20 protein-coding genes are annotated in these 24,593 nt (G+C 33.0%); 4 read left to right on the top strand and 16 right to left on the bottom strand.

Translation table 11 applies throughout. The features are described 5' to 3' along the window. Positions 1 to 398 precede the first annotated feature (398 nt). The 7 genes from RTP52_RS13235 to RTP52_RS13205 all read right to left on the bottom strand — a co-directional run bounded on the left by RTP52_RS13235 (position 399) and on the right by RTP52_RS13205 (position 10,633). On the bottom strand, positions 399 to 1,436 hold the full coding sequence (locus RTP52_RS13235; protein ID WP_312371935.1) for an ABC transporter substrate-binding protein: 1,038 nt from the start codon (positions 1,434 to 1,436) through the stop codon (positions 399 to 401). Between the two features lie 111 nt (positions 1,437 to 1,547). Beyond that, on the bottom strand, positions 1,548 to 2,534 hold the full coding sequence (locus RTP52_RS13230) for an ABC transporter permease (RefSeq protein ID WP_312103215.1): 987 nt from the start codon (positions 2,532 to 2,534) through the stop codon (positions 1,548 to 1,550). 14 nt (positions 2,535 to 2,548) lie between these two features. Beyond that, on the bottom strand, positions 2,549 to 4,042 hold the full coding sequence (locus RTP52_RS13225) for a sugar ABC transporter ATP-binding protein (RefSeq protein ID WP_312371933.1): 1,494 nt from the start codon (positions 4,040 to 4,042) through the stop codon (positions 2,549 to 2,551). 147 nt (positions 4,043 to 4,189) lie between these two features. Then, entirely contained in the window at positions 4,190 to 5,167 is a 978-nt protein-coding gene (locus RTP52_RS13220) for a substrate-binding domain-containing protein (protein ID WP_312371932.1), read from the bottom strand. 26 nt (positions 5,168 to 5,193) lie between these two features. Next, positions 5,194 to 6,951, bottom strand: a complete 1,758-nt coding sequence (locus tag RTP52_RS13215; RefSeq protein ID WP_312371931.1) for a sensor histidine kinase — start codon at positions 6,949 to 6,951, stop codon at positions 5,194 to 5,196. 10 nt (positions 6,952 to 6,961) lie between these two features. After that, positions 6,962 to 8,551, bottom strand: coding sequence for a response regulator (locus tag RTP52_RS13210; protein ID WP_312371929.1), 1,590 nt, complete (start codon positions 8,549 to 8,551; stop codon positions 6,962 to 6,964). Between the two features lie 630 nt (positions 8,552 to 9,181). Continuing rightward, positions 9,182 to 10,633 carry a DEAD/DEAH box helicase gene (locus tag RTP52_RS13205; protein ID WP_312103227.1) on the bottom strand — a complete coding sequence of 484 codons (1,452 nt, stop codon included), beginning with the start codon at positions 10,631 to 10,633 and terminating at the stop codon, positions 9,182 to 9,184. Between the two features lie 207 nt (positions 10,634 to 10,840). Here RTP52_RS13205 and mscL point away from each other — a divergent pair, with 207 nt between their 5' ends. Both mscL and RTP52_RS13195 read left to right on the top strand, forming a co-directional pair. Further along, the gene (gene mscL / locus RTP52_RS13200; RefSeq protein WP_312371927.1) at positions 10,841 to 11,281 is read left to right on the top strand and encodes a large conductance mechanosensitive channel protein MscL; all 441 of its coding nucleotides are present in this window, start codon (positions 10,841 to 10,843) and stop codon (positions 11,279 to 11,281) included. A 314-nt stretch (positions 11,282 to 11,595) separates the two neighbouring features. Continuing rightward, the gene (locus tag RTP52_RS13195; protein WP_312371926.1) at positions 11,596 to 12,570 is read left to right on the top strand and encodes a C40 family peptidase; all 975 of its coding nucleotides are present in this window, start codon (positions 11,596 to 11,598) and stop codon (positions 12,568 to 12,570) included. Between the two features lie 121 nt (positions 12,571 to 12,691). Here the strand turns inward: RTP52_RS13195 and RTP52_RS13190 are convergent, their stop codons facing one another. From RTP52_RS13190 to RTP52_RS13160, 7 genes are all read right to left on the bottom strand, one after another. After that, a complete protein-coding gene (locus RTP52_RS13190) occupies positions 12,692 to 12,988 on the bottom strand; it encodes a YciI family protein (protein WP_312371925.1) in 297 nt (98 codons plus the stop codon). Positions 12,989 to 13,170: 182 nt separating this feature from the next. Then, positions 13,171 to 14,610, bottom strand: coding sequence for a DEAD/DEAH box helicase (locus RTP52_RS13185; RefSeq protein ID WP_312371923.1), 1,440 nt, complete (start codon positions 14,608 to 14,610; stop codon positions 13,171 to 13,173). A gap of 376 nt (positions 14,611 to 14,986) precedes the next feature. After that, a complete protein-coding gene (locus RTP52_RS13180; RefSeq protein WP_312371921.1) occupies positions 14,987 to 17,038 on the bottom strand; it encodes a leucine-rich repeat domain-containing protein in 2,052 nt (683 codons plus the stop codon). Further along, complete coding sequence (locus RTP52_RS13175; protein WP_312371919.1) at positions 17,031 to 18,404, bottom strand: B12-binding domain-containing radical SAM protein; 1,374 nt, start codon at positions 18,402 to 18,404, stop codon at positions 17,031 to 17,033. Before RTP52_RS13175 ends, RTP52_RS13180 begins: the two co-directional genes overlap by 8 nt. 181 nt (positions 18,405 to 18,585) lie before the next feature. After that, a complete protein-coding gene (locus RTP52_RS13170; RefSeq protein WP_312371917.1) occupies positions 18,586 to 19,365 on the bottom strand; it encodes a hypothetical protein in 780 nt (259 codons plus the stop codon). 318 nt (positions 19,366 to 19,683) lie between these two features. Further along, on the bottom strand, positions 19,684 to 20,196 hold the full coding sequence (locus RTP52_RS13165; protein ID WP_312371916.1) for a hypothetical protein: 513 nt from the start codon (positions 20,194 to 20,196) through the stop codon (positions 19,684 to 19,686). Continuing rightward, positions 20,168 to 20,305: a helix-turn-helix domain-containing protein gene (locus tag RTP52_RS13160; RefSeq protein ID WP_331661518.1), complete on the bottom strand. Its 138-nt coding sequence runs from the start codon at positions 20,303 to 20,305 to the stop codon at positions 20,168 to 20,170. The genes RTP52_RS13165 and RTP52_RS13160 overlap by 29 nt, the downstream gene beginning before the upstream one ends. Before the next feature lie 567 nt (positions 20,306 to 20,872). On the opposite strand from RTP52_RS13160, the gene msrA reads away from it, so the two are divergent. After that, positions 20,873 to 21,373 (top strand): peptide-methionine (S)-S-oxide reductase MsrA, encoded by a 501-nt coding sequence (msrA, locus tag RTP52_RS13155; protein ID WP_312371914.1) that lies wholly within the window; start codon positions 20,873 to 20,875, stop codon positions 21,371 to 21,373. A 472-nt stretch (positions 21,374 to 21,845) separates the two neighbouring features. Here the strand turns inward: msrA and RTP52_RS13150 are convergent, their stop codons facing one another. Both RTP52_RS13150 and RTP52_RS13145 read right to left on the bottom strand, forming a co-directional pair. Beyond that, on the bottom strand, positions 21,846 to 22,085 hold the full coding sequence (locus tag RTP52_RS13150) for a hypothetical protein (protein WP_312371912.1): 240 nt from the start codon (positions 22,083 to 22,085) through the stop codon (positions 21,846 to 21,848). Positions 22,086 to 22,244: 159 nt separating this feature from the next. Further along, on the bottom strand, positions 22,245 to 22,409 hold the full coding sequence (locus RTP52_RS13145) for a hypothetical protein (protein ID WP_312371910.1): 165 nt from the start codon (positions 22,407 to 22,409) through the stop codon (positions 22,245 to 22,247). A gap of 386 nt (positions 22,410 to 22,795) precedes the next feature. Between RTP52_RS13145 and RTP52_RS13140 the strand changes: the two genes are divergently transcribed. After that, positions 22,796 to 24,532 (top strand): methyl-accepting chemotaxis protein, encoded by a 1,737-nt coding sequence (locus RTP52_RS13140; protein WP_312371909.1) that lies wholly within the window; start codon positions 22,796 to 22,798, stop codon positions 24,530 to 24,532. The last annotated feature ends 61 nt before the right edge of the window (positions 24,533 to 24,593 follow it).

Genomic DNA, 24,593 nt, shown 5'->3' with positions numbered 1-24,593 from the left:
GTTATTGTAACAATTACAAAAAATAATAAGTGTTAAGATTCCAATGATCATCAATATTTTTCTCTTATTCATTTTACCTCCAATATAATCCCTTATTTTTACAACTAGTATCTAAAAGATGTTTGTCAATTATATGTCATAATTTGGTATTATATATGCACATTAATAAGTTTATTACTTATTCTAAAAATAGGTTTTTTGTCTAAAATTTTTATCTAATATTCGAGATGCGCTTAAGTATTGGCGCGTGGGCAATGCACCTCGTACCTCATCACCTGACAAAGAGCCACACTAACAAAGTCAGAAGCTTAACGATGTCGTAGGCATCTGTAGCATACAAAAGGGAAGGTTCCTTTTTGAACCTTCCCTTACGTATTATTTTCTATCTTAAGAGGGTATTACTGATATAAACAAGGTGCAATATCAGCTGAATTGTAATTTTCTGAATTATACCACTGGCAACCAGTATCTACATCTTCTACCTTCTCACCCTTTGCTGCTGCAACAGCTAAGCGAACTGCATTATAGCCAATGGATACTGGATCTTGTGTAACAGAACCATAGAAAACCTTATTCTTAATGGCATCAATCTGAAGTGCACCTGAGTCGAAACCAACTGCTATAACTTTACCTTCACCAAGCTTATTTAGACCTTCATTAGATCCATAAATTGCAACTAAGTCTTCTCTGTTTAATAATGTTAATGCTTCGGTCTTTCCTGCATTATCAGTAACTTCTGCTGGAATACGAACTTCAATGATAACTTTAGCACCATCTGATTTACGGTTATACTTATCATGACCTTCTACGCAGGAATTATTTTCACCAATTAAAGAACTCATCTTGTCAACAAAACCTGAAGTACGTTTTACAATGGAATCTGAGTTTGCTTCTTGGGATACTACACCTATACGAACAACATTGGATGGATTTGTTACTTTGTCTTTAATCGCTTCGTACATCTTTGTAGCTGCTAATTCACCTGCTGCATAATTATCTGTAGCTGCATTTGCTTTCACAGCGCCTTCTGGAGCACCTGGTACACCTGAATCAAAACCAATGATTGGAATACCTTGTGATTGAGCCTGGCTAAGTGCATCCAAAGCTGCTTTCGTATCAAGAGCTGCAAGACAAATTGCAGAAGGTTTTTTATTAATTGCATTGTTGATTTGTTCTACTTGCGTAGCAATTGCACCTTCACCCTCTGGACCTACAAAGTTTGTTTTAACTTTAAATTCTTGTTCTGCTTTCTTACTTCCTGCTAATACCGCTTGCCAAAAGTCATGTTGGAACCCTTTTGCTACAATTTCGATCGTCATTTCTTTACCGGTACCACTTGTAGCTTTGTCATTGGAATTGTCCTTCTTACACCCAGACAGTAGACCTAACATCATAACTGCTGTTAAGGAAATCGCGATAACTTTTTTTGCTTTCATAAACAAATCCTCCTTTTTTAATAGCTTTTATGTAAACTAAAAGCATACAAAATTAAGTTTTAACTTCGAAATAAGTTAATGTGATTTATTTTTACGGTTTTCTTATCTTTTTTAACAAGATTTTCTTTTACGATTTCTAACATCTAAGTAAACAGCGATAATCAATACAATACCGGTTATTAATAACTGATAATGTGGTTGTAAATCAATGAATGGAAGTCCTGTCTTTAATACGCACATAATAAATACACCGATGATTGTACCAATTACAGTACCAACTCCACCTGCCAAAGAAGTACCACCAATTACAACGCCTGCAATTGCTTCAAGCTCAAATCCATTCCCTGTACTAGGCATTATTGTAGAGTTGATTGCGGCATATGCGATACCAGCAATTCCAGCAAAAGTACCACTTATGACATAGGCTAATATCTCCCATTTCACGATGTTCACACCAGATAGTCTTGTTGCTTCCTTGTTACTTCCCAATGATAATATGTATCTTCCTGGTTTTGTTTTTGTTAAAATAATAGTCATCACTATCATGCATATCAACAATAGAATAATACCTGTTGGGAATCCAGATGGAAAATGCTCTGTGGAACCTGTACGAAAAATTGATTTATACCAACCATCTGTAGAGGTTCTAAGTGGAAATGTTATACTCTTAGTCTTTGTTATAATAGAACCTAATCCTCGTGTCACCATCATGGTTCCAAGTGTTGCAATAAATGCTGGAAGTTTCATAACTGCAACCATAATTCCATTACATAAACCAAAGAAAGTGCCGCATAAAACGATAATAATAAGGCATAACCATAACGGAACTCCCTTTTCATATAGCACACCACCAGTAAGTGCGGAACAAATTAATACCGTACCTATAGACAAATCAATTCCACCAGTTACAATAACAAAGGTTACACCAATTGCCATGAAACCAATATAATACGAGGAGTCAAAAATACTGACTAATGTACTCATGGTACGAAATGCTGGACTCATCAAGCAGAAAAATAGATAAATTACGATTAATGCAAGTAGCGCTGCAACCTTCTGAGTTCCGATTGACTTTATTTTGTTTACTAATTTATTCATTAATTTTCCTCCAATTACTCCCTTAACGTTGCGTATTGCATAATATTTTCTTGACTTGCTTCTTCAATAGACAGCTCTCCTGTTTTCTTGCCTTCACACATCACAACAACACGATCACTCATACGAAGAATTTCAGTTAATTCCGAAGAAATCATTATGATTGATTTTCCTTCTTTAATTAACTCATTCATCAAGGTGTATATTTCACTTTTTGCACCAACATCAATTCCTCTTGTCGGTTCATCAAAGATTATGATATCGCTATTTCTGATTAACCATTTTGCAATAACAACCTTTTGCTGATTTCCACCGGAAAGGTTCTTAACATAGGTATCTGCCGATGGAGTTTTTGTATTTAGTAGTTTAATATATTTTTTTGAGTCCTGCCTAATTTTCTTATTCTTTAGAAAAATTCCTTTCGTATAGTGCTCTAGGGTAGCTAGAACAGAATTATCCGCAACTGACTTTTCCACTATAATTCCAAATCGTTTTCGATCTTCTGAAAGGTAACCGATACCATATTTAACCGCATCCATTGGAGAATTTATCGTTACCTGTTCACCTCTAACATAGATTTCACCACTATCTATCTTATCTGCTCCAAAGATTGCTCTTGCAAGCTCTGTTCTTCCAGCTCCCATAAGTCCTGAGATACCAAGAATCTCTCCTTGTTTTAAATCAAAACTAACGTCTTTTACCATTCTACCTGCATTTAAATTCTTCACTGATAGAACGACCTTAGCATCCTCTTTTACATTACTAAACTGTTTTGGATCTTCATAGATAACACGTCCAACCATCATATTAATAATGTCAAATTTACAACATTCATTGGAAATTAACGTACCGACATATTCACCATCACGCATGATTGTTACGCGGTCTGTGATTACCTTAATTTCATCCATACGATGAGATATGTATATTATAGCTATCCCTTTTTTCTTTAAATCTCTAATAACTTTAAATAATTCATTGATCTCTACTTCTGTTAAAGCAGCGGTTGGCTCATCAAAGATAATAACTCTTGCGTCTGTTGATATTGCTTTTGCTATTTCAACCATTTGCTGTTTTCCAACTGTAAGGTTACCCATAATTTCTTTAGGATTAATTGAAATATTCAATTTATCAAACAATGCAAGTGCTTTCTCATTCATTTTATTGTCGTTGATAAAATAACCTTTCATATCTTCTCTGCCTATGAAAAGATTTTGTGCGACGGTTAAATGATTCATCATGTTCAACTCCTGGTGAACAATTGTAATACCTGCATCTTTTGCTTCCCGTGGATTTTTAAATTCGATTTCTTTCCCGTCATAAAGAATCGCCCCTGAGTCTTTGCTATAAATTCCAGTTAGAATCTTCATCAATGTCGATTTTCCAGCACCATTTTCACCCATAAGTGCATGTACTTCTCCGGTACAGACTTCTAACCTCGCATCATTTAAAGCTGGTACTCCTGAAAAGGCTTTATTAATACCCTTCATGGTAATAATAACGTTATCCAAAGTCCTCACCCTCTCCTTAGTTGTTCATATTTGCTAACTTTTCTATAGTATAGAGCATTTATTTGTGTATTTTAATAGATAAATCTATGAAAAAAGGTTAAAAAACTACTTTTAAAGTAGTCTTTTAACCCTTTCACTAGGGATCAATTATTCTTCATTAAATGGAAATATTAACTTTCGGTTCATTCCAACAAACATGTTATCTTTTGTGATTAGAGCACAACCAGAATCTAATTGCTTTGGGACATATTCATTATTTAGAAGCTTCATCGCTTTTTCAATCCCTAGATATCCTATGTTAAATGGCTTCTGTACTACCATTGCTTCAAAAATACCTTCTTCTAAATATTGAATTTGTTCCATTGAACTATCAATACACACTAACTTAACTTTTGATTCCAATGACATATCTTTTATTGCTCTTGCTGCTCCTGTTGCTGAATATTGATTGAGTCCAACAATAACACTAATGTCTGGATACTTCGTTAGTAGCTCTACAGTACCTTCATACGCTTTGTCATAATTAGAATCACAATAGTAAATAGCTTCAATTTTATTGCTATCATCACTCAGTCCGATTTTAAGTCCTTCTTCGCGGTCCATCGCTGTCTTCGAATTTTTTACAAAACTAATGACACCTATTTTCCCACTCTTTCGAACCAAATTTTTGGTAACCGCACCTATTCTTATTCCCGCTTGTATATTATCCGTAGCGACGGTAATATCTGCAATATCTTGTTTCATTCCAGAATCTATTATGACTAGCTTAATACCTGCATCCTTTATTTCTTTTGCAGCATCATATGTTTTTTCATAATCTGCGGCTGCCAATAAAATCACATCGGGCCTTCTCTTAATCGCCTCTTCAATAAGTTCATTCTGTACCAAATAATCCTCTTCTTTTTCAGGAGCCATAAACTCTAATGTTATCTCATATTCCGAGGCTGCCATCTCCGCCCCTTCTACTAAGACACTCCAAAAATCGCTAGAATCATCTAAAACTTTTGGGATGCAAATCATATAGTATTGTTTTGGTTTTTCTAAAGACCTTATGTAACTAAAGAACGCAAGACTTAACACGAATAACATAATTACACTGATCAAAAATACCTTCTTTTGTTTCACTTTAACCTCCAATCCTGAGTTTTCCTTTATTGACCCATTCTTTTTGGAAGAGTAATCATTACTTTTGTCCCGTAGCCTTTTTTACTCTCAAAACTTAATCCAAACTCTTTCCCATAGTGGAGTTGTATACGATTGTGTATATTCCGTACTGCCACACGATTGGTTTTATGTGTAGACTTTCTTTTTTCAAATAGATGAGAAACTTCGTCTTCATCCATCCCAATTCCATCGTCAATTACCTGAAGAACAACCGTACTTTCCGTTTCATATCCATCAACCAAGATTGTTCCTCTACCTTCCTTATACTTCACACCATGGTATAAAGCATTTTCTACTAACGGTTGTAAGATTAATTTAATCACATAATAGTTTAGAATAGATTCTGGAACTTGAATGTCATAATTTAGTTGTTCTTTGTAACGCATTTTTTGAATGACAAGATAATTCCTTACATAGTCAACTTCCTGCCTTAGCGTTACTTCTTCTGCTTCATTGCTGATACTTTGACGAAATAGTTTTGCTAAAGATGCTGTCATCGTTACTACTTCTTGATTCTTACCTTCCTCCGCCATCCAGACAATGGAATCCAAGGTATTATATAAGAAATGAGGATTAATCTGTGCCTGCAAAGCGCGAAGTTCACTCTTTCTTTTCTGCTCTTGATCTTTTACCCTCGCTTCCATCAGTTCTTCAACGGTCTGAATCATAATGTTATACGATTTACCTAAGTTTGCGATTTCATCACTACCATAGGTTTCTACTTTTTCGTGGAAATTTCCCTTTTCCACTTCCTTCATCGAATTTCTTAATTTCTTTATAGGTTTGGTTATCGCCCTTGATATCAGTATGGATAGTAACATAGCGATAAGAAGAATAACCACCGTACTAATGAAATAAAGTTTCTGTGTCTGTGTTCTTTGCAAGAATAATTCCGATACATTGGCAACACCAACTGCTGTCCATCCGGTTTTTTCCGACCTAGAAATCACATAAAGTTTTTTATCTGTTCCTTCCGTTAGGAAATAACTCTCCTTACATTCCTTTACTTCTAAAGTCTTCTCATTGATCAATCCATTATAGATCAGTTGTTGTTTGGGATGATAAATAATATTTCCTTCTTCATCAAGCAAAAAGATATAACCTTTATAGCCTAAATTTATTTTTTTACAAAGATTATTAATAACATTGTAATTTAAGTCAACCAATAAAGCCCCAATCACATCACCACTTTTTTTGTCTTTGATTGCTCTACTTAAACTAACAACCCATTGATATTTTCCATTCACAATATTTTGTACATGAGAGGAAGAAATATAAATCTTTCCATTTCCTTCAATTGCTTTTTTGTACCATTCTTTTTGTTTTACATCGAGGTAAGGATTAACCTCATCCACCCCTTGATTAAGTATGTATCTGCCATTGGTCCCAATGATTGCGAGATTTGTAATATCACTTCTTATGTCTAGAATTGTTCCAAATTGATTCATTACACGCTCTCTCGCCAACTGCCTGCTATCTAGTTCCTCATAATCACTATTTAAAAAAGTATGTACGTCCGAATCCATCAATACCAATTGTGAGATATTTTCCATATAACCAATATAAGAATCAACATCCGAATTCATTTGATTAATGAGCTCTGTTGTATATTCCATTGAATTCATAACAACAGAGTTTTCTGTATAAGTCATAGATATCCTAGTCGCTATAATAATCATTGGAATTATCAATATAAGAAATGACACTAAAATCTTTGATCGTATTGTCTTAAATTGAAAATTCATCGTTTAACCCTCAATCATTTCTCTTAGCAAATTCTTTTGGAGTCATCTTCGTTGCTTTTTTAAATGCGATGTTAAAATAATGAGGATCACTAAATCCTACTTTTAAAGCAACTTCATAATTCTTAAGGTTTGTATTTCGTAATAGTAGTTTTGCCTGCTCTAAGCGTATTTGATTTAAGGTATCTAAAAAAGTCTCTCCAGTGGATGCTTTATAGATCGAGCTAAAATACGATGGGCTGATTAATAGTTCTTGACAAAGAATAGATAAACTTAAATTAGGATTGCTATAATGTTTATTCAAATAAGCCTTCGCTTGTGCAACTAACTTTTCGTTATTACTTTCCTTCCCAATACTTAACTGACATGCTATTTCATTTAGATAGTTCTGTAACAGCTTCATTGCTTGCTCTAAGTAAGGTGCTTTACTTATCTGTTCTAATATGTCGTTTTCTTTTGGTATTTGACTATTATTTTTCATATCTGCTTCTTCTAATAACTTACGGGTTAACAATATAATCCTTTGTAAATAAAGCAAGATTCTATTTTTATCGAGATATCCAATATAAAATTCCGTTTGCAGCTGCTCAACTAATTTTTTGATGCCTTCCTTATCATTCCCTTTGATTGCTGTCTGGAAATTCTCCAGATACTCGTAAATGGCTACTTTATCCACCATTTTAATCTTATCCATTTCCCAAAGATAAATATTTTGATCTAAATAGCGATAGGAAAGTGCACGTTTTGCTTCTTCAAACGAGGTTGTTAGGTTATGAATGCCATGCACCCATCCTCCCATTCCAATCTGAATATGAAAAGACATAGCTGCTTCAATATTTTTTTTGATATCGTTTAGAATTTGGTGAAGTTTATCCTCAAGATTTCTTTTCTTAGACGTATGAAAGATTAGGTATATACCATTATCCACACCTTGAAAAACGATACAATCTTTATAATCTTTTATCGTTGTCTCAATAATTTTTACTATAGTAATTAATATTAAAGCACTTTGTTTCGGCTCATCACTCTCAAACGATGTCACCATAAAAGATACGACTCGTAAATTAGAGTCTTCGATATGTATTTCTAGACGTTGTAAATCAGTTTTTAACTGTTCGCTAGGGTTTCCTTGAAGCATCAAATCAGATAATACTTGTCCTTTCACCAAAGTTAAACTTTTATTGTATTCTTGTTTCATTATTGTTATTTCTTGCTGTTCTTTCCGATTCTTATTTAAGTCATTAGTAAGATTTATTAAAACATCTCTTAGCTCTTGTGCGGTAACGGGCTTTAATAAATACTCGACTACTTTATACCTCATTGCTTGCTTTGCATATTCAAATTCATGAAAACCACTAAGTATTACAATCTTAATGTCTTTATGGTTCTCATATAAGAATTTACTTAATTCCATACCATCTAAATATGGCATACAGATATCAGTGAGAACAATGTCCACTTCATGTTCCGTGACAAACAGAATGGCTTCCTTACCGTTTTTACATGTTCCAACCAATGATAATCCCAAATCAGACCACTTGATACAGCGGCTAATTGACTCTCTTGCTAAATCCTCATCATCCACAAGTAAAACCCGATACATCTCCTTCTCCTTTCAAAAATCCTACTCCGTGTTTATTGGTATGTAACCCCTCGATTTCATTGTTTGTTTCATTGTTAGTCCCCTCTGACTCACTGTAATTATACAGATATTTTAGTATCATTGTTAGTTCCCTGTACTTCATTGTAAGTATACAGATATTTTAGTATCATTGTTAGTTCCCTGTACTTCATTGAAAGTATACAGTTATTTATTTTCTTGGTAAGTACTTTCTTTGTATGTATCGCTTTTTGTTCCTAGCTAGTGCACTTTTTATTGTATGTATCTGCTTATTTTTGTTACATATATAAATTAATTATAAGTTCTCTCTCCTATTAAGATTTTATCTTCTGTACCCCCTCTTATATCGTATGAAACAAGAAAACTCCTAACTGATTTGTAGTAAAATTGAGTTAATAACACAATAACCATATCTCAGAAAGGAGCTGCACTTATAGGATAACACATAATAGATGGTTTTTATATATTTTTTTCATTCCACAAAAACGTTGGTTAAAACTTTAGTTAAAACATTGCTAGATACCTAGAGAACTAGTCAACGTCTAAAACAATAGGTTTTCGTTTGCTTTATTTAAGGCATGAAAAAGTTCCAAAGCATGGCTTTCTTGTATTTTATCTGCTTATACTAACTTTTCGACATTTTCCTTTCATTGTACGCTTAGGAAGTTCGTTCAGAACTAAATTTCCTTTTCCATTTAGGATTTCTACATAGGTAATACTATCTCGTATATCAATTACACCAATATCTTCATTTCCATTAACACCTTCAATACCACTAATTGTTCCGACAACCTCACACGTTCTAAGCTTTGATTTTCTACCGCCACTGATCGTCAGTTTCATAATTTCTTTTTGAAAGACATCACCCTTTTTCTTTTTTCGTTCCTGTTTTTTTTGTTGATCTTCGTTGAATTTTTCTTTATAGAAAAGCTCTCTAACTTCTTCCTCGGTCGGTGGTGTAACGATTTGGATTGGAGTACCAGTAAACTTTTCAATTAAATTAAGCATCTTCATTTCTTCCTCACGAATGAAACTAATTGCTTTACCACTCTTTCCATTTCGTCCTGTTCGTCCAATTCTATGAACATAGGTTTCTTTTGACATAGGTAAATCATAGTTAATAACGTGTGTTATATCATCAAAATCAACACCTCTAGCTGCCACATCCGTAGCGATCAGATAGCGAAATCCGCCGGTACGAAAATCATCAATCGTATGAATTCGTTGCTTTTGATCAATCAGCCCATGCAACATACCACACCAAACTTTTTCTTTTTTCAGTTTATAATATAATACCTCTACCATTTCTCTGGTACCACAAAAAATCATCGCGTTCGTTGGATTATTTTTATATAACATACGAAGGAATAACTCGTACTTATCCTCTTCTGTTACAAAACAACCTAACTGTTCAATACTATCCACAGTTTCGGTACCATCTTCAAGCTTTACTTCAACCGGAGAATTCATAAACTCATCGGTTAAAGCATACAACGCTTCTCCCATGGTTGCAGAAAATAGCATTATTGTTATATTCTCTGGTAAATAGGAAAGAATTCGCTTCACATCTTCTAGGAATCCCATATCAAGCATAAGATCAGCTTCATCTATGATAACATATTTCATATTATTGCATTTTAACGTTCCGCTCTCACAATGATCCAACACTCTTCCCGGTGTTCCTACAACAATATGAGATTTTTGCTTTAGAGTAAGTGCTTGCTTATCAAATGGAAATCCACCAAATACCACTGGGACCTTAACTCGTTTCATACGTCCAATGTTAAAGATTTCATCCTTAACCTGGTAGGCTAGTTCTCTTGTCGGCTCCAAAACAAGAGCTTGAGGTAAATTCTCTTCCCAAACAATTGCTTCACATATCGGAATGGCAAAAGCTGCTGTTTTCCCACTTCCTGTTTTTGATTTTGCTATAATGTCTTTTCCTTCTAAAGCAAGTGGTATTACTTTTTCTTGAATTGGTGTTGGTTCTATATAATGAAGCATAGATAATGCTTGAATAATCTCCCCACAAAGTTTGTATTGTGTAAATCTATTATCTAACATGTAGTAGTTCCTTTCCTACGAATGATCTGTTTCTATTATACCCATACATACGATGAATGCAATGAAAATTTGCTATTCTACAGATTATTTTATGTTTTTAAATCGTAAAAACTTCTATTCTGTAATCGATATTTTCTGTCTTATTCTTTACATTCTTGTCCATTCGTACTAAAATAATAATATGTTTTTAAAAAAGAGGAGAAAATAATGAAAAAATTTTTAAAAGAGTTCAGAGAATTTGCTTTAAAAGGTAATGTTATGAACTTAGCAGTCGGCGTTATTATCGGTAGTGCGTTTCAAGGAATCGTAACTTCTTTAACCGATAACATTCTATCCCCTATCATTGGTTTGTTTACTCGCCAAAATTTTGACTCATTACAGTGGGATATCTTTGGGATTACACTAAGATATGGTGCCTTTATAACTGCATTAATTAACTTTATCATCATGGCTTTTGTTGTCTTCCTTTTAGTAAAAGGGATGAACAAAATACTGTCCTTTGAAGATAGGAAGAAAAAAGTTGATGTAAAACCAACAGAGAAGGATTGTCCATATTGCATGACAAAGATAAATATCAATGCAACTCGTTGTCCTCACTGTACTTCTCAACTTGAAACAATTACGGTAAATGAAAGTGACAAGTCTTAAAAAGACTTGTCACTTTTTTCTGCCTTATGGGCTAAATTTAATGCGTTACGGGACTCAGTTATACATGCATTATCTTACTATATTTTTGTTTCGCTATGTAAATTTGACTACTATAAAGTATAGTATCTCACATTCTAATTTATGAAACAATAAGTACCACCCATATTTTAACTGTTGCTATTTTGTTAATTATTTATTACAATAATATTACATCTTAATTAGTAGGTCCCCCTACTAACCTTACTTATATACCTACAGGAGTAACTATATCCTGTTTTGTAACACCAAGACAGTTATAATGAAAAGAGGTATTTATGTTAAAAACAAAGCAGCTACTGATAAAACGTATGATTGTAATGTTTGGTATTGTATTTACACTTGTTTGTCTTAGTCCTAAAATAGTAACTTGGGCAGCAAGTAAATCAGAACCAAACGTTGGAGTAAGTACCACGAAAGAGACACCACTGAATATCCGTGCATCTGCCAGTACATCCTCTACAAATGTTTCTTCCTTAAATCCCAATGCTCCAATTCAAGTAATCGGAAGTTCTGGTGACTTCTATAAAGTAATCTATAGTACAAGTGGAAACGTTGGATATGCACATAAATCATATATCAATATTTCATCTACCCAATATGGAACTGTAGTTACCAATGGAGGAACACTAAACTTACGTTCATCCGCATCCACTTCTTCTCAGATCCTTGGTAATATCCCAAACCAAACTGTTTTACCAATAATGAGTACAGAGAATGGATGGTATAAAGTCGTGTGGGGTAAAACGGTTGGTTATGTAAGTAGCAACTATTTTAAACCTGTCACTTCTATAGAGAATTCAGCACCAGATAGCTCTTCTTCAACTTCCCCTACTAGAAATGAGATTATAGAATATGCGAAAACATTTCTAGGTGTTTACTACCAATGGGGTGGAAATTACCCTCAAGGAAGTAGTTACGGTTTAGACTGTTCTCATTTTACTTATCAAGTATTTAAGAAGTTTGGTTTAATGAATTCCTATATGGTTTCTGCTGACCAAGCTAATTACGTAAAGAAAATTGCGCGAAGTGAATTAAAGCCGGGAGATTTAGTATTTTTTAAATCAAAATCAAGTGGTAATGTAGTACATGTTGCAATCTATATTGGAGATGGACAAATCATTGGTGCTAATGGTGGAGATTCCAGTGTAAATTCAATAGAAACCGCAAAGAAAAAGAATGCAAAGGTAAAGATTCAATCCATTGATTATGATTCAAGAGAAAAAATATATGGACGTATTCCAGGACTATAACAATCTGAATCTGAAATAACAATACTTTCACAGAAAAATAGTATTTATATTATAAAAATGCACCTTGTTTAGGATTTTACAGTCCAAACAAGATGCATTTTTTTCACCATTTTTAATCAAACTATGATTGAAACCATTCACTAGGAGTTGGATTAAAGTAATGAGTGGAGAACTCAAGTACTTTATATTCTTGAATTCCATTCATTTTTAGAGGTTCATTCGATAAATATTCCTCTACTTCATTCAGAGATTCTCTTTTCATAATAGTTAATCCACCACTCATATCTGATTTAAGACCAGACATTAATACGAATCCTTTATCCATAGCTTTTTGTGTATAAGCCATATGTTCTTTCAAAATATCATCATCCATTAAATCTGGATTTATTATATTACCTTCAATAATAAAATATTTCATTTTTTCTCCTTCAATTACGAGTAAATCTATTGTTTTCATAGACAATAGAATATATCTTTATCTTAGTATTCTCTATATTTAGTTTCATTATGACATATTAAAATTGTAAAACTTTAAAAAAATCATAGGATGAAAAACATAATGTTAGATAAAATTACTTTGAAAGAGACTTGTCACTTATCTTATCTCTTTCCAGTAACCGTTTTTTTCTTTCCAATTGCCGTTTTCTTCTTTCCAATTACCGTTTTCTTCTTTTCTTGCAACTGCTGCTTCTTATCTGGAATTGTTTTCTTATTACCTAATGTAGACACTTTCTTCTTCGTAGAGGACATTTTTTTACTTTCCTCTCCCTTTTTAGATTCAGATTTCTTGTGAGCTTTCGTTTTCTTAGCACCTTCGTTTAGTAAAACCTTTTCTTCATTCTTTATAGATTCCTTGCCTACATTCTTTGAAGCATTTTCTGACTTTTGACCTCTGACTGGCTTTTCCGTCTTCTCAAGTATTAACATTGGCCACTTGGATGGAACTTCTGGAATAAGCACACCAATATGTTTTTCAATTTCTCTTAAATAATCCAAGTCATCAATATTGCATAAATTGATTGCATTTCCACCTAATCCGGCGCGTCCTGTTCTTCCGATACGATGAATGTAAGTTTCCGACTGATTTGGGATATCGTAATTTACCACGTAGGATAACTCTGAAATATCAATACCTCTTGCTGCAATATCAGTTGCAACCAATACTTTAATTTTCCCCTCTTTAAAATCACTAAGAGCAGTCTGCCTTGCATTCTGACCTTTACCACCATGAATTGCTTGTGTCTTAACTTTTGCCTTGTTTAACTTATCTGCCACACGATCAGCACCATGTTTTGTTCTTGTAAATACGAGAACCCTTGACATCTTATGCTCTTTGATTAAATACGTCAATAATGAGATTTTATTTAAACGATCAACAAAATAAACACTTTGTTCGATGGAATCAACCGTACTTGTTACAGGACTAATTTTAATTATTTCAGGATTGTGTAGTAAATTAGTTGCTAGTGATTCAATTTCCTTTGGCATCGTCGCACTAAACAGTAACGTCTGTCGTGTTTGCGGTAATAATTTTATCACTTTTTTTATATCATTTAAAAAACCCATATCAAGCATTTGATCTGCTTCATCCAGTACAAACATCTCGATTTTATCTAACGTAATATAACCTTGACCGATCAAATCATTAAGGCGCCCAGGAGTTGCTATTAGAATATCTACTCCCGCTTTTAAAGAATTAACTTGTTCGCTTTGTCCTACTCCACCGTAAATAACACTTTGCTTAAGCGTCGTATACTTACCAAAACAATCAAAACTTTCATATATTTGAATTGCCAATTCCCTTGTTGGTGTAATAATAAGGGCGCGGATTCCACTGCCCTCATCTTTCGATAAACTCTGTAAAATAGGTAATGCAAATGCTGCTGTCTTACCAGTTCCCGTTTGGGCACATCCTAGGATATCTTTACCTTCTAGTACTAGAGGGATCGTCTTTTTTTGAATCGGTGATGGCTCTACAAAGCCTTCTTCCTTGATGGCTTGCAATAACGGTTTTATTAAATTCATTTCATTAAAATTCATTCTACTTCCACTTCTAAATATAACATTGTTTTTTCATCTGCAGGCAGATTTTATTATTATTATATTTTCTTTTTTTTAGGTAGCCTCTAGTATAACACATAGTTCTATGATTTACTATTTATTTAAAAAATAACAATAACAACAAATTTATTTTCACATTTCTAATCTTTTTTTTGAACTGTCTCATGTTATATATAGGATGTTAACTTCGAATTTTTTTATTAGACACAATTTATCCCAATATCACTTTCTACAATAATCGATATTTGTTTTTCGATTCATTATCAAAGTAGCATCGTCATAATTTTACATATAAAAAGACCCAAGTCCGAAGACTTGAGCCAATCTTTTATCCCAATATATCTACCAACTAATGTCAGCCTTTAATCCCAGTATACCTACCAACTACCTCTCCATAAGATTCACAATCTTCTACTTTTCCGAAGTACTCAGAATAATAACCAATAATTCCATCAAAATTATGATTACCTTTCACAAAGCCTTCATGAGCACTAGATTTTACAATTCCTTCATATGGCATTGATCCAACAATACCACCAACCATACCATATCCATCAACCATAGATTTATTAATACATTCTACAATTTCACCAGTGTTATAGCCACTGATCCCTCCAGTTGCATTATAGGAGAAGATTTCACCTGTGCTAATGCAATTTGACAAGCCACGATAATTGTATCCGGTAATTCCACCAGTATTTATAATTCCTTTGACCTCAACATTAGTATTACACTGTACAACATTGGAACCATTTCTCCCAATCAATCCACCAACATTTTCGTTACCCCGAACTCTTCCACTAGTATAACAGTTTGAAATCTTCCCTTTCAACGTATCACCGCATAAGATTCCGACACAAGCATCTCCAGTGATATCAGCATCTTTTATTATTAAATTCTTAATTTCTCCTCCTATCGCTCCAAATAACCCTAATCCATTGGAATAAATTCGATTGATTCGTAAGTTATAAATTGTATGATTTTTTCCATCAAATGTGCCTCGAAAGATACGATACTGGGTCGATGAAAATACACCTATAGTTTCCCAATTTGGATAACAAGATAAATCTAAATCATTTCCTAGCATGATTGTCTTATTTGACATACTTTTCCCTCGAATTACTAATTTTGCAAGTCCAGCAAGTTGATCCGGATTATTTATTGTAAATGTCGTCTTGCTTTCATTATACCAAGAAATATCTGGTTTCCCAGTTCCTTTAATTGCATTTGATGGTGCTTTGCTTGTAGGGGATATAGTAGTTGTGGTTGGTACTAAATATTTAACAGTAGCACCTTGTTTCTTCAAATAATCAGCTATTTTAATTGCTTCTTGATACAGATATACAGTAATATTATTTTTAGTACTTTTCTCGACGGAAATCCATGTATACAAACTGTAACAATATATTACACGGTTTTTTACTTCAGATAAATTTTCTGGCGCTTCTTGTATACTCTCTGGTAGTACTATTGATAATAAGTTATTACATCCTTTGATAGCATCTTGATAAACATAAAGCAACCCTTTTGGAAAAGTAAGTTCTTTTAACTTAGAACAATATAAAAATGCACCTGCTTCAATATTCTGTAATCCTTCGCACAATTTTACCTTGATTAAATTACTACAACCTTTAAACGCTTCTATTCCGATGGAATCAACAGTTTCTGGTATATAGACAGAATTGAGGGTCTGATTCCCAATAAATGCACCTGGATGTATTCTTCTAACTCCGTATGGTACATAATAATAAGTGTCCTTCACTCCTTGAGGATATAAGTATAAAATCTCGCCGTCTTTACTAAATAATACATTTGACTTTATCATGAAATTTGTATTATTCGAAGACACTATAAGTTTGTTTAACTTTGAATTATTTCCAAATGCCCCATAATAAATTTGCTTTAAAGAATCCGAAAAAGTTATAGAAGTTATTTCAGTACATCCTTGAAATGCCATTAAATCTATCTTTTCTACTTCATCAGGTAGAACAACCGCCCCTACCTTCCCTGGTGGACAATAATATAATACTTTTAGGTCTTTACTATATAAAATTCCATCAACAGCAGTAAGATATGGATTTTCAGGATCTACTTCAACTTCAACCAGATTAGGATAACCTGGTGTTATTGGTTGAAAGCCTTGAACTCGGCTGTAATCAATCTCATAACATGAATCGGGTAATACATATTGTACTTCCTTAGGAATCACAACTCTTCTTACCGTAGAGCTATTCAGAATAGACCAATCTACAATACATCCTCTAATATCTTCTCTTGATTTTAAGTAAATTACTTCATCCTTCTTTGATATGGAATCAGCTGCATCGACTTTCAAAGGAATCATAATTATGTAAATTAAAAATAGCATAAAACATGCGTTCAGTTTATAATACGTCTTTCTATTCATTTTTCCTCCTTCCCATCGCTTGGTTTTTATTATATTTTGATATTATTTGCCCCCAATGGCCTATACGTTTATATGAAATCCATTTGCATAAAATATCTGTAAACTTTCCGAACTTGCGGTAAAACAAATTAAAGGCGAGATACGGTAAAATTTGATTTTTTGATTTTGGCATACGCATGATGATGTTCTTAAAGCTGTATACTTTCCGATAAATCCATAGGTATCCTTGATCTAGCTCTTCTTCCGTCATCTTAGTTGGAGTAAAAACTACATGCGCTGTGTTATAAAGTGAAAGATCTGAAGTTATAATCCGTCCTTCTGATTTCATTCTCTCATATAATGCTGTCCCAGGGTATGGGGTCAGAATATGAGATGTGACCGTTTCTATTTTATGCAATACTATCCAGTCAAGCGTGGATTGAAATATCTCAGAAGTATCACTGTCAAGTCCAAATACAAAACTTGCATTAATCATAATACCTCGACTGTGAATAGCATTTACTAGCTCCTCGTACTTATTAACAACATTTTGCTTTTTATGAACATCCTGTAATGAACCTGGATTTATACTTTCAAACCCTATGAACAAACTTTGACAACCGCTTTCTTTCATTTCATCTAGCAGATCTGACATCTCTAGAATGTTTGCAGAAACAGCAGCGTTCCACTTCAGACGCATGGGTTTTAATTCCTTTAAAAGAGCACGAGTCCAGGTTGGATTTCCTATGAAATTATCATCAATAAACATAATATGACGTGATTTCAATGCACTTATTTCATTCATAACATCCTGTACGGGGCGATTTATATATCGACGTGAAGCACTACTGTTATAGCAAAAATCGCATCGATACGGGCATCCACGACTAGTATGAACCACATTACAATACAAGTATTTGTCAGAGTCAATCAAATCATATGCAGGCGAAACAATATCTTGGCCTGTAAGTTTACCGGAACATATGTATTTACTTTTTAGGCAGCCATCTGCAAAATCCTGCATGATATAGGGCCATGTGCCTTCTGCCATACCGATGCAAAGAACATCGAAACTCCCATCCGAAATTGTACTCGTTGCTGTCGTGATATGTATACCACCTGCAACAACCGGTATGCCTCTTTTTCGAAACTCATCTGAGATCTCAATAGCACGTGGAAGGACATCTACTGTCACTGTTATACCAACAATATCTGGATTATCATCAAATGAAATAGCTTGTATATTTTCATTTTCAATTGATATTCTATGCGATTCACGAAGTATGGTTGCTATCGTTAGCAGTCCAAGAGGAGGTGCCATATGAATTTTTATTTCTGTATCCATTGGCCTCTTTTCCATTTTAGGTTGGATTAATTTAACATACATATCATTACTCCTGTTGAGTTTGTCATTGAGAAATAATTTTAGTTAAATCAGCGTATATACTTTATATTTTCTTATCACGAACTACATAATTAAAATTCTATACTTTCCTCTATCTTATTTGATTAGCTTTGGAAATTTCAATATATCATAGATTATTTTGTTCTTATTATTTATTGTAAAATTAATCATTACGGTGAATTTCATAAAAATACAATAGAGAATTATTGTTTTCATCCTTAGATTCAGCAACAATACGACGACCGACAAGACTCACAACAATACCATAGCTTTCACCATACTTAGTTCCTCTGTAAAGATAAAAATTTAAAGCATCTTCATTTTTTGAAAGTAATAAATCACAATCTGCAAATATAGACTCAAGAATTATAGGATCTTTTATATTGTCAATAAACTGAACATTCTCATAACCGGTGTCTCCTACAAGCTGTCGCCCCTCCTTCACTGTGATTGGATTTGCAATTATACAGAAGAGCAAGACGTCTACGGTTAGAATACCAAATATAATAGAAACTAACCATCTAGAATCTTCTATCCTGTTTTTTTTCTCACATTCTTTTCGTGGTAAAATATATGTTATAATTATATAAAATAATATCACTGATAAACAAAGATATATGTTTATTAAATAAGGATTTCTGAATACTATTACCCACAGAAAAAATAGCCCAAGACATACCAAAATGATATCATTAATTATATTGCTTATCTTCAATTTTGATTTGGATTTCTGTTCTAATCGTTCTTTTCTATCTTCTTTATTTAAAAAATAAGATAAAGCATATATAGGCGGACATATTAATGCATAAGTAAAACCTGTTTTCAAGTTGCCACCATATACTTTGTACTCATAATACCAGAATATCAATAACATTAATCCCCACGATAATCCAGTGCAAATATAACTAATATAATGTTTGATAAAAATACTTATTTTTCTCATTTTACCCACCCTGCTACATCCTGTTAAGATAAATAATGGTAATGCCGATGAATTCTATACATAACCAGTTTATCTCCTCCAATCGTTCTGGTAACTCTTGATAATCGTTTCCCTAGTTACCTCCAAAAAGTTGAATACACTTGTTATTATAATGACATTAATTTTATTTAATGGATAGTTCAAATAAACATATTGATACAGAAAATTCAATGCAAATTACGGAGGAAATTCAAAACGCAATACTCATACTTTTGTCCCTTCTCATTTAGAATATAGTTCATTTCACATATTCATCGTTCATATCGTGAACTTCATAAATCATTCTTCTTTATAAATTTCAGTTACTCTGTTGTTTTCTAACTTAAACAGATAATTTCCGTACAGTGTAATTTGTTGGCTGTCTTTGTACATAAGAAAAGATTCTGAGTAAATGTATCCATCTAAGAATCTAGCTGAATAAACATTAAACCCAAGCACTTCAAAATTCCCCTTAATAACTTCACTACAATTGACAATAATATTATCCATTTTGCTTCTAAGCATTTTAATATTGTCATTGTAAAAGTTCATTACATCAGGTTCAATAGTAATATCTAACTTTCTATAAGGTGTCTGCTCAATCAATTTAGAATAGAATATCTCCAATGTATCTCCTATTTCCAAATCAAGTGGCAAGTTATTTTGAAAACAAATGCTTAAGAATAAAGCGCCAATATCATAACTAATAATTCTGATTGGGATCAAGTTATTTATGTTACCAATTCTTTTAACTAATCGATTCAATAAGTCCAAGTATTTTCTTTCACTTAAAGTTCTTAAAACTTTGTTCACTCTCCCATTTAGATACTGCCTGTCGAGATACTCCTACCTTATCAGCAAGCTCTTCCTGTGAAATTCCTTTTATTTTTCTTAAATTTTGTATTCTATCTGCTATATTCATAACTGACACTCCTTTCATTTGATGGTGTTATGATAGCAAAATTTGTGGTTGCAAAGCCACCATTTAAAGTTGTTTTTTTGTCAACTGTCGGTTGCAACCGTTATATTATATGTGAAGAGATGATTTTATAAGATTTCTATAGCTTTTTTAATTCCGTCTAAAGAAGCAAGTTCACATTACTCACTAGCATCTGGCATCAACACTATTTATTTTTAATCCCTCTATTTTTAATTCTTCATATGTTATTCGTATTTCATTTTAATTTCTCTATTAATGTATTCCACAAATTTTTCTTATTTACTAATTGTATCATTCATAGTAATTTTTTACAATTACTGTTTCATAGTCTCTAAAGGCTGGTATAGTCTGGTAATAATGAATATCCAATACCATCACAAGTTGTATCAGGTAATATATTTTACAAATTTGCTTTATGTAAGTTAGTGGACAATAGTTTCGGCAAATTAAAACAGCCTTGACTGCATTCCGGAAGAATAGTATAGTACAAGAAAAATAATAACTTTTTTAAATTAACTTATAATCAAGCAATTGAAGAAAGAGGTCTATATGAATAAAACAATTTATATTGCTGCCGGATGTTTTTGGGGTGGAGAAAAATATTTTTCTTTAATACGTGGAGTTTTGAGTACCAAAGTTGGATATGCAAATGGAACCACCTCAAATCCAACCTACGAAGAAGTTTGCCACAACAACACTGGTCATGCAGAAACTGTTGAAATACAGTATGATGACTCCATCCTTCCTCTTGAAAAGCTTTTAAATTTATACTATGATGTTATCGATCCAACTTCCATCAACAAGCAAGGTGGAGACAAAGGTATTCAATATCGTACTGGAATTTATTATATCGATGAAGCTGATTTAGAGATTATCAAATCATCATTAAAAGAATTAGTAAAAAAGTATGATAAACCTATTGCAATTGAAGTAAAGCCATTACTTCAATTCTTTGATGCCGAAGAGTATCATCAGAAATATCTAGATAAGAATCCAAGTGGTTATTGCCACATAGGGCAATGTGCGTTTGATTCAGCAAGGAATGCATAATTAAAATACATTAATCTAAATAAAAAAATTCCTCCAATCAAGAATTATTATACTTAATTCTTGACTAGAAGGAACCATTTACCACCATTGACACAGAATAATTTACACTACCAGATAATTTGTTGTGCTGTAATAGTAGAAGAAATCCAAACGGTACTTTTTAAGTAACATCGAAGCTACCGTTTGGCTTTTTATATGCAAACACGTACTTTTTACTTATCAATATTCTACATATTTAAAGTACTTAGACTAATCTTTTTTATATCTTTGGACAACATCCCTGAAGTTCCCATCCACCAGTATATCCCTAAAAGTACAACCACTCACCAACTATATTAAGGCGAGTAGTATTTCCATTGACTAAAACGGTTCAAGTGACATCCTACACTTTAGATATTATATTCCGTTGTATTAGCTGTAGATTCACTATTGTTTGTATCTATATTGCCGTTTAATTTATTATCAATATTTTTTAGAACTTCATAATCTCTCTAAATCCATAGATCAGGAAGGATGAAACAGCCCCAACAAAAAATAACATCACAGGTGATAATAAACTTAATTTCACCCTCAAATCATAAAAGTTATGACGATAATTTAGTTTAGCATTAAAATCAATAATATAGATTCCCCATAATATACCGATTATAAATGATAGCCAAAATATTAATTTAGCAAGTGATTTTATTGTTTTCTGAATATTATCAAACATAACAAACCTCCAACTATTTTTATGTATCGTAGCATAAATTACATAATATTACAATACATAGCTTGATAGAGTGGTAGGAATAATATATTACACGGTTGAAGTCCTACAATAAATCTATAAGTTATTCCTCTAAATCTTTCCCAATGATACAAAATCTCACTAGCAGAAATTAATAATACAATCTTCTTCACAATATCTACCATTCTGATCTACTAATGCAGCTTCAATAATTACAGTTTCATATCCATAATAGAATCTAGTAGTTTCAATATTGTAGCGATGAGCATTAATAAACTCCAAGAATTCAATATCATAATACGTCATTCCTTCAACAATTTAACCATTTCTTTTTCTGACTTCTACAACCATATCTGCATCATCTACATATTAACATTTGATGACCTTCAACTAGTTAAAAAGCCCTAACTGTTATTTTATTAGTTGTATATGCCGAATAGTTGATTCCATTTTTGAGAAATAAGCTCTATTGATGTAATAATCGAAACTATAACGTTTTCCTAACTTCTTTCTAAGAGTTTCTTAATTATTTATACTATTTGACCAAATTTATATCATATTATTATGTATGTTGCATAATTTTACTAACACATCTTTCCTTTTATAAACAAATACAGTATAATATTGTTGTGTTTAATGTCATTTTACGTCATGTTATTTATACGAAACATCCATGGCAGAAAGGTTGAATTATGAAAAAAAGTAAAAAATTTAATAAGAAAAAGAATACTAGTATTATTATGAAATTACTTGCTTTAGGTCTACTTCCTTTATTAGTCTTGGATATTGTTCTAACTGTAAGCAGTACTAAAATACTAAAAGAAAGCATTAAGAGTGAAATTGAGAATTCACTCAAGTATGTATCTGCTTCCTTAGTTGAAACCTATACTAATTTGTATCCAGGTGATTATACTACGAACGTCTCTGGTGGCATTAATAAAGGAAAGCAACATATCTCCGGTGACCATCGACTCGTAGATTCTATCAAAGCAAGTTCTGGCTTTGATTGTACCTTATATTTTAATGGTATGAGAATTATTACGACCATTAAACGAGAACAAGATGGTGGACGTGCCGTTGCCTCCTCTCCAGACCCAAAGGTAAGACAGTATGTTGAGATGGAGGGAAACATCTATTATAGTGATTCCCTCGTCATTGAAGGACAACGCTATTACGCATATTATCAACCACTTCGTGATCCTGATGGTAAAATCGTTGGAATGGTTTTCGCTGGAAAAGAATATAGTTCCGTTCAAACATCGATTGACTCGCAGATTTTACGTATTTTAATTATTTCTATTATATTTATTGTACTTTCCGCTATACTTACTGTTCTTATTTCTCGTAGACTCAGTAAAGCCATGATAGAAGCAAACAACTTTTTATCCAAGGTCTCTGAAGGTAACTTAGCTACTTTCTTGCCAAGAAAATATTTGAATCGACGAGATGAAATTGGGCATATCTTGCAAAACTCTGCATCCTTACAGCAGCAATTACTACATATCGTAAGTAAGATAAAAGCATCCACTGAAGAATTAATCATCTCCTCAGATACTCTATCTGCTGCTTCTGCTTCCACAGATACAACAGTAAATGAAGTATCTAATGCAATGGATGAAATCACGAAACAGGCAATGACACAAGCAAAACAAACACAAACTGCTTCAGATAATATTTCCATGATTGATACTCAGATGAATTCTATTACAGAAGCAGTTGATGCTCTTACTAAAACAGCACTAACAATGTCAAAAGCAGAAAAACAATCCACTCAGATTCTTCATCAACTAAGTGAATCCAATGACCAGACGATGAGCTCCGTTGACAAAATATCAAAGCAAACTGATATTACGAATCAAGCTGCACAAGAGATTCAAAAAGCAGTTGGTCTTATTCAAGCTATTGCAGAAGAAACTGATTTGTTATCCTTAAATGCAAGCATCGAAGCTGCTAGGGCAGGCGACTATGGCCGTGGATTTAGTGTGGTTGCTGAAGAAATCAGAAAGCTAGCAGACCAATCTAGAGCTTCCGCTAACGAAATTGAATTAATTATAAAGAAGCTTCTTCATGAATCTAATACAACAGTTGAAGTTATGAAAGAGGTAAAATCCAGTATTGATACTCAACAATCCTATCTTCATCAAACAGAACAAAACTTTGCATCGATTACCGAAGGTATCAATATTTCCTCAGATAACGTTAAGAATATTCGTACAAAAGTCGATGATTTAAATGATTCAAAGAATACTATCGCCAATGTCATTCGTTTACTTGCCTCGATATCACACGAAAATGCAGCTGTAACTCAGCAAACTTCAAGCTCAGCACAGGAACTAGACATTACAGTAAATAACTTAGCTCGTTCCTCTCAGGCGCTTAAAGACATTGCACGTGAATTGGACAATCAATTATCTGTTTTTATAATTTAGTGTTACATTCTGATTCACTCATGGCTACTACAATTGCGATATAGAAATCTGATAAAGTATA

Origin of the sequence: Lachnoclostridium sp., assembly GCF_031997925.1 — a bacterium.
Classification (GTDB): Bacteria; Bacillota; Clostridia; order Lachnospirales; family Lachnospiraceae; genus Lachnoclostridium.
Note: the sequence above shows the minus strand (reverse complement) of the source record. Positions and strands in the feature narration are given on the sequence as shown.

Bases quoted from the DNA above. Each gene is read 5' to 3' on its own strand.
- RTP52_RS13235 (WP_312371935.1), bottom strand. From the start codon at position 1,436: ATGAAAGCAAAAAAAGTTATCGCGATTTCCTTAACAGCAGTTATGATG.
- RTP52_RS13230 (WP_312103215.1), bottom strand. From the start codon at position 2,534: ATGAATAAATTAGTAAACAAAATAAAGTCAATCGGAACTCAGAAGGTT.
- RTP52_RS13215 (WP_312371931.1), bottom strand. From the start codon at position 6,951: ATGAATTTTCAATTTAAGACAATACGATCAAAGATTTTAGTGTCATTT.
- RTP52_RS13210 (WP_312371929.1), bottom strand. From the start codon at position 8,551: ATGTATCGGGTTTTACTTGTGGATGATGAGGATTTAGCAAGAGAGTCA.
- RTP52_RS13205 (WP_312103227.1), bottom strand. From the start codon at position 10,633: ATGTTAGATAATAGATTTACACAATACAAACTTTGTGGGGAGATTATT.
- mscL (WP_312371927.1), top strand. From the start codon at position 10,841: ATGAAAAAATTTTTAAAAGAGTTCAGAGAATTTGCTTTAAAAGGTAAT.
- RTP52_RS13195 (WP_312371926.1), top strand. From the start codon at position 11,596: ATGTTAAAAACAAAGCAGCTACTGATAAAACGTATGATTGTAATGTTT.
- RTP52_RS13190 (WP_312371925.1), bottom strand. From the start codon at position 12,988: ATGAAATATTTTATTATTGAAGGTAATATAATAAATCCAGATTTAATG.
- RTP52_RS13185 (WP_312371923.1), bottom strand. From the start codon at position 14,610: ATGAATTTTAATGAAATGAATTTAATAAAACCGTTATTGCAAGCCATC.
- RTP52_RS13180 (WP_312371921.1), bottom strand. From the start codon at position 17,038: ATGAATAGAAAGACGTATTATAAACTGAACGCATGTTTTATGCTATTT.
- RTP52_RS13175 (WP_312371919.1), bottom strand. From the start codon at position 18,404: ATGTATGTTAAATTAATCCAACCTAAAATGGAAAAGAGGCCAATGGAT.
- RTP52_RS13170 (WP_312371917.1), bottom strand. From the start codon at position 19,365: ATGAGAAAAATAAGTATTTTTATCAAACATTATATTAGTTATATTTGC.
- RTP52_RS13160 (WP_331661518.1), bottom strand. From the start codon at position 20,305: ATGAATATAGCAGATAGAATACAAAATTTAAGAAAAATAAAAGGAATT.
- msrA (WP_312371914.1), top strand. From the start codon at position 20,873: ATGAATAAAACAATTTATATTGCTGCCGGATGTTTTTGGGGTGGAGAA.
- RTP52_RS13150 (WP_312371912.1), bottom strand. From the start codon at position 22,085: ATGTTTGATAATATTCAGAAAACAATAAAATCACTTGCTAAATTAATA.
- RTP52_RS13145 (WP_312371910.1), bottom strand. From the start codon at position 22,409: ATGACGTATTATGATATTGAATTCTTGGAGTTTATTAATGCTCATCGC.
- RTP52_RS13140 (WP_312371909.1), top strand. From the start codon at position 22,796: ATGAAAAAAAGTAAAAAATTTAATAAGAAAAAGAATACTAGTATTATT.